This window comes from Halomonas sp. QHL1 (assembly GCF_001882345.1).
GTDB lineage: Bacteria > Pseudomonadota > Gammaproteobacteria > Pseudomonadales > Halomonadaceae > Vreelandella.
Genome location: NZ_MINL01000001.1, coordinates 3481174 through 3494928, shown reverse-complemented (window position 1 = coordinate 3494928; position 13755 = coordinate 3481174). Strand labels below are relative to the sequence as shown.

The 13755-nt window shown below is 57.8% G+C and carries 13 protein-coding genes; 10 read left to right on the top strand and 3 right to left on the bottom strand.

Annotated elements, in window-relative coordinates:
• Positions 1-5 precede the first annotated feature (5 nt).
• From QHL1GM_RS16025 to QHL1GM_RS16010, 4 genes are all read left to right on the top strand, one after another.
• Positions 6-212 carry a dodecin gene (locus QHL1GM_RS16025; protein WP_008959783.1) on the top strand — a complete coding sequence of 69 codons (207 nt, stop codon included), beginning with the start codon at positions 6-8 and terminating at the stop codon, positions 210-212.
• A 154-nt stretch (positions 213-366) separates the two neighbouring features.
• Positions 367-1740, top strand: coding sequence for a Trk system potassium transporter TrkA (gene trkA / locus QHL1GM_RS16020; protein ID WP_071695355.1), 1374 nt, complete (start codon positions 367-369; stop codon positions 1738-1740).
• A 52-nt stretch (positions 1741-1792) separates the two neighbouring features.
• A complete protein-coding gene (locus tag QHL1GM_RS16015; RefSeq protein ID WP_071695354.1) occupies positions 1793-3241 on the top strand; it encodes a TrkH family potassium uptake protein in 1449 nt (482 codons plus the stop codon).
• Between the two features lie 44 nt (positions 3242-3285).
• Positions 3286-4560, top strand: a complete 1275-nt coding sequence (locus tag QHL1GM_RS16010) for a TraB/GumN family protein (RefSeq protein WP_071695353.1) — start codon at positions 3286-3288, stop codon at positions 4558-4560.
• Here QHL1GM_RS16010 and QHL1GM_RS16005 read toward each other — a convergent pair.
• On the bottom strand, positions 4495-5295 hold the full coding sequence (locus QHL1GM_RS16005; RefSeq protein ID WP_071695352.1) for a tRNA-uridine aminocarboxypropyltransferase: 801 nt from the start codon (positions 5293-5295) through the stop codon (positions 4495-4497). The two genes, QHL1GM_RS16010 and QHL1GM_RS16005, sit on opposite strands and share 66 nt — an antisense overlap.
• 165 nt (positions 5296-5460) lie before the next feature.
• Here QHL1GM_RS16005 and bioB point away from each other — a divergent pair, with 165 nt between their 5' ends.
• From bioB to bioA, 6 genes are read left to right on the top strand one after another with little or no spacing between them, the layout of a single operon-like run.
• Positions 5461-6555, top strand: a complete 1095-nt coding sequence (bioB, locus tag QHL1GM_RS16000) for a biotin synthase BioB (RefSeq protein WP_071695351.1) — start codon at positions 5461-5463, stop codon at positions 6553-6555.
• The gene (bioF, locus tag QHL1GM_RS15995) at positions 6548-7705 is read left to right on the top strand and encodes an 8-amino-7-oxononanoate synthase (RefSeq protein ID WP_071695350.1); all 1158 of its coding nucleotides are present in this window, start codon (positions 6548-6550) and stop codon (positions 7703-7705) included. The genes bioB and bioF overlap by 8 nt, the downstream gene beginning before the upstream one ends.
• On the top strand, positions 7687-8427 hold the full coding sequence (locus tag QHL1GM_RS15990) for an alpha/beta fold hydrolase (RefSeq protein WP_139245623.1): 741 nt from the start codon (positions 7687-7689) through the stop codon (positions 8425-8427). Before bioF ends, QHL1GM_RS15990 begins: the two co-directional genes overlap by 19 nt.
• Positions 8424-9206: a malonyl-ACP O-methyltransferase BioC gene (gene bioC, locus QHL1GM_RS15985; protein WP_071695348.1), complete on the top strand. Its 783-nt coding sequence runs from the start codon at positions 8424-8426 to the stop codon at positions 9204-9206. The genes QHL1GM_RS15990 and bioC overlap by 4 nt, the downstream gene beginning before the upstream one ends.
• Complete coding sequence (bioD, locus tag QHL1GM_RS15980; protein WP_071695347.1) at positions 9203-9892, top strand: dethiobiotin synthase; 690 nt, start codon at positions 9203-9205, stop codon at positions 9890-9892. The genes bioC and bioD overlap by 4 nt, the downstream gene beginning before the upstream one ends.
• Positions 9889-11160: an adenosylmethionine--8-amino-7-oxononanoate transaminase gene (gene bioA / locus QHL1GM_RS15975; RefSeq protein ID WP_071695346.1), complete on the top strand. Its 1272-nt coding sequence runs from the start codon at positions 9889-9891 to the stop codon at positions 11158-11160. Before bioD ends, bioA begins: the two co-directional genes overlap by 4 nt.
• Positions 11161-11168: 8 nt before the next feature.
• On the opposite strand, the gene QHL1GM_RS15970 is transcribed toward bioA, so the two are convergent.
• Both QHL1GM_RS15970 and aceK read right to left on the bottom strand, forming a co-directional pair.
• Entirely contained in the window at positions 11169-11882 is a 714-nt protein-coding gene (locus QHL1GM_RS15970) for an NAD-dependent deacylase (RefSeq protein ID WP_071695345.1), read from the bottom strand.
• A gap of 43 nt (positions 11883-11925) precedes the next feature.
• Positions 11926-13686, bottom strand: coding sequence for a bifunctional isocitrate dehydrogenase kinase/phosphatase (aceK, locus tag QHL1GM_RS15965; RefSeq protein ID WP_071695344.1), 1761 nt, complete (start codon positions 13684-13686; stop codon positions 11926-11928).
• Positions 13687-13755: the final 69 nt, after the last annotated feature.

Genomic DNA, 13755 nt, shown 5'->3' with positions numbered 1-13755 from the left:
ATATTATGAGTCATCATACTTATAAGCACGTGGAACTGACCGGCTCTTCCGAAAAGGGTATTGAGGAAGCGGTACAGAACGCTCTGGCCAAGGCGTCAGAGACTATTAAGCACATGCGCTGGCTGGAAGTAGTCGATACCCGTGGCCATATTGAAGACGGCCAGGTGGCCCACTGGCAGGTCACGGTTAAAGTCGGCTTTACGCTAGAGTAATCCTCACCTGCTTTTCGACGGCGGCTGGTTTACACTGGCCGCCGTCTTTATTGCAGCGCATGATAGACCGTTGCCTGGTTTTAACGGCATGCCTTAACGGAATGGTCTTAACGACATCGCGCGCTGGCGCTTTTAATGGAACCGATGCTCAGCAATGAAAATCATCATTCTCGGCGCCGGCCAGGTCGGCGGCACACTGGCAGAACACCTCGCCCGCGAGGAGAACGACATCACTGTCGTTGACACCGACGCCAAAAAACTGCGCGACCTGCACACCAAACTCGATATCCGCACCGTCACCGGGGCGGGCTCCTACCCCATTGTGTTGCGCCAGGCAGGCTGCGAAGACGCCGATATGTTGATCGCCGTCACCAACAGCGACGAGATCAATATGATCGCCTGCCAGGTCGCCCATACGCTGTTTCGCACCCCAACCAAAATCGCCCGAGTGCGCGCCACGGCGTACTTAACCCGTAAAGGGCTGTTCGCCCACGAAGCGATCCCCATCGACGTACTGATCAGCCCCGAGCAGGTGGTCACCGACCACGTGCGCCGCCTGATCGAGCACCCCGGTGCCTTACAGGTGCTGGAGTTTGCCGGTGGCTTGGTGCAACTGGTGGCGGTGAAAGCCTTCTACGGCGGCCCGCTGGTGGGTCAGGATTTGGCTTTTCTGCGCCGCCATATGCCCAATGTGGATACCCGCGTGGCGGCGATCTACCGGCGCAACCGGCCGATTATTCCCCGCGGCGATACGGTCATCGAGGCTGATGACGAGGTCTTCTTCCTCGCCGCTCGTCGCGATATTCGCGCGGTAATGAGTGAGCTGCGCCGGGTCGAGCGGGATTTCCGGCGGGTGGTGATCGCCGGGGGTGGCAATATCGGCGAGCGGCTGGCGGAGCATTTGGAGCATAGCCACCAGGTAAAGATCATTGAGCACAGCCTGGAACGCTGCACCACCCTCTCAGAGCGGCTGGATCGCACCGTGGTGCTCCACGGCAGTGCCACCAGCAAGCGCTTGCTGGAAGAGGAGAATATCGAAGAGTGCGATATCTTCTGCGCGCTGACCAACGACGACGAGGTCAATATCATGTCGTCGCTGCTCGCTAAGCGCTTAGGGGCGAAGAAGGTGCTGACGCTGATTAACAACGCCGCTTACGTGGATTTGGTGCAGGGGGGCGAGATCGATATCGCTATTTCACCCCAGCAGGCGACCATCGGCAGCCTGCTGACCCACGTGCGCCGCGGCGACATCGTCAACGTTCACTCGCTGCGTCGGGGTGCTGCCGAAGCCATTGAAGCCATCGCCCACGGTGATAAGCAGTCATCTAAGGTGGTCGGCCGCACGATCCGCGAGATCGACCTGCCCGACGGCACCACCATCGGTGCGATTGTGCGCGGCAAGGAAGTCATCATCGCCCACGGCGATGTGATGGTGGAGAGCGGCGACCACGTGATTCTGTTTGTCATCGATAAGCGCCGCATTCGCGATGTGGAGCGCCTGTTCCAAGTCGGTTTAACGTTCTTTTGATAACCCTCGAACCACGGCCACTGGCTGCTAATAACAGGAGCATGCAACAACCATGAGTCTGCGGGTTATTTTGCGCATTTTGGGGCTGCTGCTGATGCTCTTCAGCCTGACCATGCTCCCCCCAACGCTAATCTCACTCTGGTTTCGCGACGGCGTGTGGAGTGCCTTTATTAGCGGCATTGCGATTTCGGTGGCGACGGGGTTACTGCTTTATCTTCCCAATAGGCGCTCGCAAAAAGAGCTGCGTATTCGTGACGGCTTTATTATTGCTGCGATGTTCTGGACGGTGCTGGCGCTGTTCGGCTCGCTGCCGCTGATGCTATTCGGCGAAGGCTCGCTGGGCATCACCGATGCGGTATTCGAGTCGTTCTCCGGTTTGACCACCACCGGCGCCACGGTGATTACCGGCATCGATTTTTTACCTGAGTCGATTCTCTACTATCGTCAGCAGCTCCAGTGGCTGGGCGGCATGGGGATCGTCGTTTTGGCCGTCGCCATTTTGCCCACCCTAGGCGTCGGCGGTATGGCGCTCTATCGCACCGAGATTCCGGGGCCGCTGAAAGACTCCAAGCTCACCCCTCGCATTACCGAAACCGCCAAGGCGCTGTGGTACATCTACGCTACGCTCACCCTCGCCTGCATGATCGCCTATATGTTAGCGGGCATGAGCTGGTTCGATGCTTTGAGCCATAGCTTTTCAACCGTCGCTATTGGTGGTTTCTCCACTTACGACGCCAGTATCGGCTATTTCGATAGCGCCACCATCGAGATGATATGCGTAGGCTTTATGCTGATTTCGGCGTTCAGCTTTAGCCTGCACTTTATCGCCTGGCGCGAAAAAAGCCTGATGCACTACTTTCACGACCCCGAAGCGCGCTTTTTAATGCTATTTCTGCTCGCCCTGGCCGTGGTCACCGTGCTCTCCCTGTGGTTAACAGACACCTACGACACGCTACGCGGCCTGCGCCACGGGGTCTTCCAAGTCGTTTCGGTGGCCACCACCGCGGGCTTTAGTGTCGCCGACTTCTCCATGTGGCCCGGCGCGCTGCCCTTTCTGCTGTTTGTAGCGGCCTTCGTTGGCGGCTGCTCCGGCTCTACCGCTGGCGGTATGAAGGTGATACGGATTATTTTGATCATCAAACAGGGCATGCGCGAAATCATGCGGCTGATCCACCCCAATGCGGTGATTGCGGTCAAAGTGGGCAAAGTCAGCGTTCCCGACAGCATTGCCCAGGCGGTATGGGGGTTCTTTTCGGTCTATGTGATGCTGTTCTTTTTAATGCTGGTGGGCGTCATGGCCACCGGGGTTGATCAGGTAACCGCTTGGTCGACAGTGGGATCTGCGCTCAACAACCTTGGCCCTGCGCTAGGCGATGCCAGCACTAACTATGGCGACATGCCCAGCTTGGCGAAATGGATACTGGTGATAGCCATGCTGCTTGGTCGCCTGGAAATTTTTACGGTACTGGTGCTGTTTACCCCCGCGTTCTGGCGACGTTAAGCACTTCACGCCTGCCCCTTTATTGACCGATTTGAGAGCTGTTAATGAACCACGAAGATACATCTCACGAAGAAACGCCCAACGCAGAAGCGGGGTCGCTGGCCGAAACACCGACTTCCCTGCCGACCACCAGCGGGCCGTTAAAAACGTTCACTATCGGTGAAACCCGCTACACGCTGCTGGGCACAGCCCATGTGTCGGCGGAAAGTGCCGACGACGTGCGCAGGCTGATGGGCAGCGACGCCTTTGATGCGGTGGCGATTGAGCTCTGCGACGCTCGCCACCACAGCATGTCCAACCCGGATGCCATGGGCGAGCAGGATCTGTTTCAAGTATTTAAAGAAGGCAAAGCGGGCATGGTTGCCGCAAGCCTGGCGCTGGGTGCCTTTCAGCAGCGGATTGCCGACCAGTCTGGCATCCAGCCGGGCGCCGAAATGCGCGCTGCCGTTGAAGAAGCCAGCCGATTAGAACTACCGCTGTTGCTGGTCGACCGCGATGTGGGCGTAACGCTAAAGCGCATCTACCGCAACGTGCCCTGGTGGCAGCGCTTTTCGCTGTTTTCAGGTCTTATCGGCAGCGTGCTCTCTCGGCAGGATGTCTCTAAAGAGGATATCGAAAAGCTCAAAGAGGGCGATATGCTGGAAGCCACCTTCAGCGAGTTTGCGGCCGAATCCGAAGCGCTGTATACGCCGCTGATTCGCGAGCGCGACCGCTATATGGCGCTTCGCTTGGCAGAAGAGGCACCGCCGGGGCGCTACAAGCACGTGCTAGTAGTCATCGGCGCAGGCCACTTAAAAGGCACAGGCGAACACTTGGAAGCACCGCTGCCCGCCGCCCCCAAAGTGGAGCGTGAATCACTGGAAGCCACCCCGCCGCCGTCCAAGCTTTGGAAAGCGCTGCCGTGGCTGATTACCGCCTTGGTACTTACCGGCTTTGCCATTGGTTTTTCGCGCAACACCGACCTTGGCTGGCAACTGGTGCTTGAGTGGTTCTTGATTAACGGCATTCTCTCTGGCGGTGCAACAATTATCGCCATGGCCCACCCGGTGACCGTGATTGCTACCTTCTTTGCCGCGCCGCTCACCTCGCTCAACCCCACCATTGGCGCTGGCTTTGTGGCCGCTGGGGTTGAGCTTTTTATGCGCAAACCCAAAGTGCGCGATTTTTCATCGCTGCGCCACGATGTCACGCAGTTGAAAGGCTGGTGGAAAAACCGCGTATCGCGCACCCTGCTGGTGTTTATTCTCGCCACGCTAGGCTCCGCGGTGGGCACCTGGGTGGCCGGATTCCGAATCGCTGGTGCTCTGTTTGGCGGCTAGGCGCCGCATCGCTGCAGTCGGCGGGTCGATTTTGTGATGCAATCGGCTCGCCGCGTAGCTATCGTTAAACACCTCAAAGTAGTCATCCAGCACGTCCGCAGCAACCGTATCCCCACCCTGACGCAGCAGCTCGATAGCCACTTCCGCAGTGCAAAGGTGCGCTTTCGACGCTGGCTTGCGCAGCCGGTAGCGCGTCTCGCGCTCGGTTCTCAATGGCAGCACGGGCAAAGCCTCCAGATAGGCGCTTTTACGGAACATGCGGCGCGCCTGCCGCCAAGTGCCATCCAGAATGATAAACACCGGTATGCGCGCCTGCTCTTTCGCTGCGTGAACAGCCTGTATACCCACCACGCGATCCGCGTAATCGGGCTGATCATCCGGAAAGATCACAAAAGGCGCGTAACGCGGGTCTTTTAGCAACCCAGCTAACTGAGCATCCGGCGCCGTGCGATACCAGGTAAACACCTGGGTCGTCGTGATCACATCGCGAATCAAGCGCCCGGTATTGGTCGGCTTAAAGTGCTCTATCGGATGCGTTAATAGCCAGACCTGAGCATGACTCTCTGCCTTCACCTGATAGGGGCACAGGCAGTTCAGCACGGGTAGCTGACAGTTATCGCAGCGCGTTACAAAACTGCCCCGCGCTTTAAACTCACGCCGCGGCGGACGCGGATGCTCGGTGGCTGAATCATGATTAACTAAGCCATCTACAACAGAGCTATCAAAATCAGACATCCGCGCTCCAGAATGTGGAAAAAGGGCGCCGAGTATAAATGAGCACGCCGTCTTTTGACGAATGTTTCCACCACCACCGTAAACCTAAAAAACCACCAACGTTGACACCCAAAGCGCAACGCCGCTAAAGTCTCGTCAACTATTAAAGGTAAAAAGGTTTACACCATGACCGTGCATCACGAACAGCTTCTTCATGAACATTTCTTTCATGAACAACGTCACGACTGGACGCTGGATGAGATCAACGCGCTTTTTGCGCTGCCGTTCAATGATCTGCTGTTTCAAGCCCAGCAGGTTCACCGTGCTCACTTCGATGCTAACGCGGTGCAGGTCTCTACCCTGCTGTCGATTAAAACCGGCGCCTGCCCGGAAGACTGCAAATACTGCCCCCAGTCCGGCCACTACAACACCCAGCTGGAGAAAGAGAAGCTGCTGGAAATCGAAAAGGTCGTCGAACAAGCCAAGGCCGCGAAAGAGGCAGGCGCCAGCCGGTTTTGCATGGGCGCGGCGTGGCGCAGCCCTCGCGATAAAGATCTACTGCTGGTCGAAGAGATGGTTCGTCAGGTGAAAGCCGTGGACCTTGAAACCTGTATGACCCTGGGGATGGTCGACGGCGAGCAAGCTAGCCGACTGGCCACGGCGGGGCTCGATTACTACAACCACAACTTGGATACCTCGCCGGAGTTCTACGGCGAAATCATCACCACCCGCACCTATTCCGACCGGCTGGAAACACTCTCCAACGTGCGCGATGCAGGCATGAAAGTGTGCTCCGGTGGCATTCTCGGCATGGGCGAAGATGCCAAAGATCGTAGCGCCCTGCTGCAACAGCTGGCCAAGCTCTCCCCGCACCCTGAATCCGTGCCGATTAATATGCTGGTAAAAGTGCCCGGCACACCGCTGGAAAATGTCGAAGATTTAGACCCCATCGAGTTTATCCGCGCTATTGCGGTCGCCCGCATCATGATGCCGCAAAGCCATGTGCGGCTCTCCGCTGGCCGTGAGCAGATGAACGAATCGACCCAGGCGCTGGCGTTTTTGGCAGGCGCCAACTCGATCTTCTACGGCGACAAGCTACTGACCACCGGAAACCCCCAAGTGGATCGCGACCGTGCGCTGTTTGCCAAGCTGGGCCTGCACCCTGAAAAGCGCGAAACCTGCGAAAGCGAAGCTACCCAAGCGGCACGCCTTGCCCAACAGGCACAGCAGCAGATGCACGCCGAACGCGTTGCCGAGCTGGCGGTAGACGCCAGTGTCTAAAGCGTGGCAACAGCGCCTGGCCGACGCCCGCGCTGATCGCCAGCAGGCAAATCGTTGGCGAACTCGACAGGTAGTGGAAAATAGCACTTTGGACTTTGCCGGTAACGACTACCTGGGTCTTGCCCAAGACCCGCGCGTTTGTGAAGCCCAGGCAGCGGGCGCCCGCCGTTACGGTGCAGGTGCAGGCGCTTCGCATTTGGTCAGCGGTCATCTGGAGATTCACGACGCCCTGGAAGAAGCGTTAGCACGCTGGACAGGCCGCGAACGTACGCTGCTGTTTTCTACCGGCTATATGGCCAATGTCGGCGTGCTGCAAGCGCTGGCAGAGCGCCATACCGCACTTTTCCAAGACCGACTCAACCATGCATCGCTAATCGATGGCGCCGCATTAAGCGGTGCCCGCTCTCGGCGCTTTCATCACCGCGATGCCATTGACCTGGCAAGCCTGCTGGCGCGCAGTGAGTGCGTGCACAAACTCGTGGTCAGCGATGGTGTTTTCAGTATGGATGGCGATGTGGCTGACATCGCCAGCTTAGTCGCCACCTGCCAACGCCATAGCGCTTGGCTGATGATCGACGACGCCCACGGCGTGGGCGTGTTAGGCGACAATGGCAGCGGCTGCGTGGGCAGCACTTGGAACAGTGCCGAGGTGCCGATTTTGGTCGGAACCCTGGGTAAAGCATTAGGTACCGCCGGGGCTTTTGTAGCCGGAGATGCCGAGCTAATCGACCACCTGATTCAGTTTTCACGCAGCTATATCTATACCACCGCCCAGCCCCCGGCGATTGCCGCCGCGACTTTAAAAGCGCTGGAGATCGTTCAGAGTGAACCGGAACGCCGCGCCCAGCTAAACGCCACTATCGCTTATTTTCGCCGCGAAGCGCTTCTCTTGGGGCTCCCGCTCAGCGATTCGGCCACCCCTATTCAGCCACTGATTTTGGGTGATGAAGCGCGCACCCTAAGCTGGGCAGCGCAACTACAACAGCGGGGCATACACGTAGGAGCGATTCGCCCACCTACGGTACCCAGCGGTGAAGCACGCTTGCGTATTACGCTAAGCGCAGTTCATACCCGTGACCATATCGATCAGTTATTAGCAGCGCTAACAACGTGTCAGCGTGAGGAGGCCATGTGTCTTACCCACGCCTAATGCTGCTCTCTGGCTGGGGCATTGACCGTCGTATTTGGCAGTCACTTGAAGCCTACTGGCCGCGTGAGACTGAAGCTCAGTCTCACGATTGGCCGGGGTATAGTGAAGGTGATGGCGATACCCCCGCGCTACCCGCTAATGCGACCATTGCGCAGTTAGCGGAGTCGATGGCCACGTCATTACCCCACGATACAGTGTGGGTAGGCTGGTCCCTGGGCGGCCTACTGGCGACCGCCCTGCTCGACCACCTCCCAGCCCCGAAGGGGCTTATATTATTAGGCGCGGGCGCAACTTTCTGCGCCGATGATGGCGTTACCACCGCCGAGCTAAAGGCTTTTCAGCGCGCCTTTAAGCGCGACCCCACCGCAACCTGGCAACACTTTTTGCGCTGGCAGACCCAAGGGGAGCCCAGTCCCAGACGCGCTTACCGGCAGCTACAGGACTTGCTGGGCGATACACCGCCCGCCGATATCACCACCTTAGCTGCCGGCCTGCAGTGGCTGGCGTCGATTGATAATCGCCCAAGGCTAGCAGCGCCCCCTTGCCCGTTGGTGCGCCTCATAGGCGACCATGATCCATTCATCAGCCCTGCCCAGCGCCGCATTAGTGAGACCCTAAGTGGTGTCGGCCACTGCCCGATGCTCTCGCAGCCCCAGGTGCTCGCCGCCGCGATTGTCAGTCATGCCACCCAGATGACTAACGTCAGCACGGCGGTTTTATGAGCGACCTAATGCTGAACAGCGAGGTTAACTGGCAAGCACGGGTCGCCCACGCCTTTTCCCGGGCTGCGCCCCGCTATGATGTGCTCGCTACTGCCCAGCGCCACATAGGCGAGATGCTTTGGGATTCGTTACCTCCACGCGCTTTTAACGTGTTGGATATGGGGTGCGGCACTGGTTACTGGACACAACGGTTGGCTGAACGTTACCCGAATGCTCGTATAACGGGGTTAGATTTAGCCCCCGGCATGCTGGAACAGGCTCGCCAACGCTATGGTGAAAGTATCCACTGGCAACCGGGTGACGCTGCGGCACTGCCGTTTGGTAAGCATGCCTTTGATCTAGTGTTTTCCAATTTGGCGGTTCAGTGGTGTCGCGATATTGGCGCGGTGATGGATGAGCTTTACCGGGTACTCACGCCCGGTGGGCAGGCACATATCACCACGCTACTGCCCGGCACTCTAGAGGAGATCGCCTTTGCCTGGCAGCGCCCGGAGGCGCTGCTGCAAACACCTGATCGCGCCAGCGTCGAGAGGGCCATCGGTGAAAGCAGCTTAACCATTGCCCGCCAGGCGGCCACCGTTGAGCGCTTCTATTACCCTGATTTGAAGGCGGTGATGGCATCTATCAAAGGTGTCGGCGCCCAGATTGCTCGGCCACAAGCCAGCCTTAGCCGAAATGACATCGCCGCCGCACAAGCGCGTTTCGAACAGCTGCGCCAGCCGGAAGGCCTACCCGTGAGCTACCACTGCTTAACGCTGCACTTGGAAAAATCGCTATGAACGTCTGGTTTGTGACTGGCACCGATACCGATGCGGGTAAAACCCTGGTGACAAGCGGATTGCTCTTTGCCGCCCGCCAACAGCAGTTGAGCACTCTAGGCTTAAAACCTATCGCTTCGGGTAGCCAAGCGACGTCTGAAGGCCTGCAAAATAGCGATGCCCTCGCCCTTCAGCATCAAAGCGTGCCCCCGGTCGACTACGCCACGGTTAATCCCATCGCCTTTGCCCCCGCCATCGCGCCTCATCTTGCAGCGTTAGAGGCGGGCAAGCCGCTTGAGATTAGCGCCATCGTTAGCTTGCTGCGCGAAACACTTGCCCAAACATCTAGAGACATCACCCTTATTGAAGGCGCCGGTGGCTGGCGGGTACCGTTAAACGAGCAGGAAGATTTCGCCGACCTGGCGATAGCGCTTGAGCTGCCAGTGATTCTGGTGGTTGGCCTAAAGCTGGGCTGCTTGAATCATGCCCGCTTAACGGCAGAAGCCATTCGCGCCGACGGCTTGGTAGTAGCAGGATGGGCGGGTAGCGTAGTTGATCCCGCTTTTGCGGCTGACACAGCCCGCTTTGAGGCCAATATTGCCCATTTGAACGCCCAACTCGCGGCCCCCTGTTTAGGTATTATTCCCCATCTTGATGCCCCCGACGCCGCGACTGCCGCCCCCTATCTCTCCCTGGAGCCGTTATGAACACGCCGGTTTGGCATCCTTATGCCCACTTAAAAACCCAGACGCCCGCGCCCAAGGTGGTTGGCGGTGACGGTACTCACTTTGTGCTTGAGAACGGCGAGCGCCTGCTGGATGCCACCTGCTCCTGGTGGTGCATGATCCACGGCTATGGCCACCCGCGCCTTGTCGCGGCCATTCGCGAGCAGGCAGGCGAGCTGTGCCATGTGATGCTTGGCGGCTTAACCCACGACCCGGCCGATCAATTAGCGCGTGAGCTGGTGCGCATTACCCCCGCCGGCCTGAACCACGTTTTCTATTCGGACAGCGGCTCGGTAGGCATGGAAGTGGCGATGAAAATGGCCCTCCAGTACCAGGTGCTCACCGGCAACCCCGGCAAGCGAAAGATGCTCTCGTTGATGAAGGCGTACCACGGTGACACCACCGGCTGCATGGCAGTGTGCGACCCGGAAGAGGGCATGCACAGTCTGTTTGCCAGCCTACTCCCCCAGCACCATTTCGCCCCGGCGCCCACGGCCCCTTTTGATGCCACCACTGGTCAGGTCGAACACGACCTTAGCGCCCTGCGTAGCGTATTTGAGAGCCACCATGAGGAGATCGCCGCCCTGCTAATGGAGCCGCTTTTACAAGCTGCTGGCGGGCTTAATATGACCTCACCGGACTATGTTACTGGCGCCCGCGAACTGTGCGATGAGTTTGGGGTGCTGCTAATTTTTGACGAAGTCGCTACCGGCTTTGGCCGCACCGGCAAGCTGTTTGCCGCTGACCACGCGGGCGTTACTCCAGATATTATGGTGCTCTCCAAAGGCTTGACCGGCGGCTATTTGGGCCACGCCGCAACGCTCGCCACAGATCGTGTCCACGGCGCCTTTATCGGCGACACTCCCCAGCACGCCTTTATGCACGGGCCTACCTTTATGGGCAACCCGTTGGCCTGCCGCGTGGCGCTGGAAAGCCTGCGCGTCTTCGAGGAAGAGAATTACCTCGGCAAAATTGCCAAGCTCAGCCAGCAGCTGCAGCGTGAGCTACTTGAAGACCAAGCGCTGAATGCACATCCGGCCGTGGCCGACGTTCGAGTCCTTGGCGCCACCGCCGTGATCGAAGCGCACTCCACTGAAGCGTTAAAAGGCGTAGGTGACTTCGCCCGCGAGCGAGGCGTATGGCTGCGCCCCATTGGCCGTTGGCTCTACACCATGCCCGCCTATATCACCTCTAAAGCGGGAATCACCCAGATAACCGACGTAATGAAGGCGTGGTTTAACCGCAGCTAAAGCCAGGGCTATGACAGCAAAAGATTACCCTGCTGCTTCCAGCGATTGACCAGTGCCGGAACGCCTTCACCGGCGGTGGTGTTAATTGCCAGCACACCCGGCGGGCTAAGCATATCCGCCTCTGGGTCGACCAATGCGCAGGGCGTGTCGTAGTCAATGTGCGAGAGTAGCGAAGCGGCGGGCATGACTGCCAGCGATGTGCCGACGACCAGCAGAAAGTCCGCCTGACTGACGAGTTCACAGGCCTCGGCAAACAGCGGTACCGACTCGCCAAACCAGACCACATCGGGACGCAGCTGGCTGCCTTTATCGCAGACATGCCCCAGTTCAATTCCGCCCTTGGGCAGCGGGTAGCGCATACGCTCATCGATGGAGGAGCGCGCTTTTAAAATCTCACCGTGCAGGTGCAGCACCTGGCGGGAGCCTGCACGCTCGTGGAGGTCATCGATATTCTGAGTAATGATGCTGACGTTAAACCCACCTTGTTCAAGAGCAGCCAGCGCTTTATGGGCAGCATTGGGCTTGGCACGACGGATCTGTTCACGGCGCTGATTATAAAAATCCAATACCTGCTGCGGGTTGCGCCGCCAGGCCTGAGGGGTGGCGACATCTTCAACCGGGTGGTTCTCCCACAGGCCGTCGCTGGCGCGAAAGGTTTTGATCCCGCTCTCGGCGCTAATTCCCGAGCCGGTAAATACCACCAAATGCGGGCTTGCTGCCATATTCACCTCGTCGTTTATGTTCCACCGCACCTTAAATAGAGGCCTAATATACTAGTTGGCCGATACTGCCCGCAAAACGCTGTTTGTTACGGTAAGGATAAACATCAATGACGCGGCCATCGATGATTGCCTGCTGCAGTTCCAACCAGTAATCCGGGTCAAATAGCTCTGGGTGCTGCTCCACAAAGATGCGACGTAGCGCAGGGTTAGCGAACATAAAGGGCCCGAACTCCTCCGGAAAAATATCGTTAGGGCCAATGGATAACGTATCGCCCCCCTGGAAGTCGTTGCCATAGGATTTAGGAATATGCCGGAAACGGCATTCGGTGAGGTAACAGACTTCATCGTAGTCATAGAAGACCACCCGGCCATGGCGCGTCACGCCAAAGTTTTTCAGTAGCATATCGCCAGGAAAAATATTTGCCGCGGCCATCTGTTTAATGGCATTGCCATAATCTTTCAGCACCATGAGCGTCTCTTCGTCGCTGCACTTCTCCAGGTAGATATTCAGCGGCGTCATCATGCGCTCGGTGTAGCAGTGTTTGATGATAACTTTGTCGTCTCTAAGCACCACCGTCGAGGGTGCTACCTCTAGCAGATGGGTTAAACACTCGGCAGAGAAGTGATCCTGGCGGACGATAAAATTAGAGAACTCCTGGGTGTCCGCCATGCGCCCTACCCTGTCGTGGCGCTTCACTAGCCGATACTTCTCGCGTACTACGGCGTGGGTCACGTCTTTGGCCGGGTCGAATTTATCTTTAATGATCTTAAATACGGTGCGAAAACTGGGCAGCACAAACACCGCCATCACCATGCCACGCACGCCTGGGGCGATAATAAACTGATCTTCGCGCTTCGCCACCTGACGATTCAGGGCCCTGAAAAACTCGGTTTTACCATGTTTGAAAAAGCCGATGGCAGCATAGAGTTCACCTTCTGGCTTATGCGGCATCAACTGCTGAAGGTAATCGACAAACTCCCTGGGCACCGCTACCTCGACCTGAAAGTAAGCGCGGGTGAAGGAAAAGATAATCGACACCTCGTCAGTTTCGATCAATACCGTATCCAGGTGCAGGCTGGGATCGCCGCCTGCCTGCTCACCAAAGCCCTCGCCGTGGAGTACCGGCAGCACCAGCGGCACCTGCTGACCGCCGCCGATAACCCGCCCCACCAGATAAGCACCTTTATTGCGATAAAAGACGCTATTCAACAGCTCGATTTCAGCATCATCGGCGTGCAAAATTGCCGCCGGTAAGTGCTGCTGTAAAAACGTTGCGCCTAACTGGGTATCCTGGTCTATTTCCGCAAAGCGATTTTCGAAGGGGGCATCGATAAGCGCCCATTTGAGCGCGGCTTGCCAGTCGCCATTAACCTGTTTGCGACGGCAGAGATCAATCCCCGAGCGGTGAGCGGCATCTTCCCGTGAACTATACACAAACATCCACTCGTTGCGGATATGGCGGTGATGGAAAATGGCGCAGAACAGCGAGTTAAAAAAGGTTTCCGCCAGTTCAAAATCGAGCCGATGGCTGATCAGTTCGGCGTAGTGGTTGCGCGCCTCTCGCCAGCACTCGCAGTGAGAAACCACCTCGGGGTCAAAGGTACGCTTTAAACGCCCCAGAGTGACGTCGATTTTTTCCTGATAGAGATTGATGCGCTCCGCCGAAGCCAGTTGGGTATCACGCCACGCCGCGTCACGAAAGCGGCGGCTTGCATCCGCCGTGATCTCTTTAAAACGCGCACGGTACTCATCGAAGCCATGCAAAATCGTCGTCGCTAAGCGGTACGCAGGTGAGTGTTTCACGGGCCGGGCTCCTGATTATTTTTACCAGCTTCGCGTAACCGGAAACTACATGCGAGACGACCTTGGTGG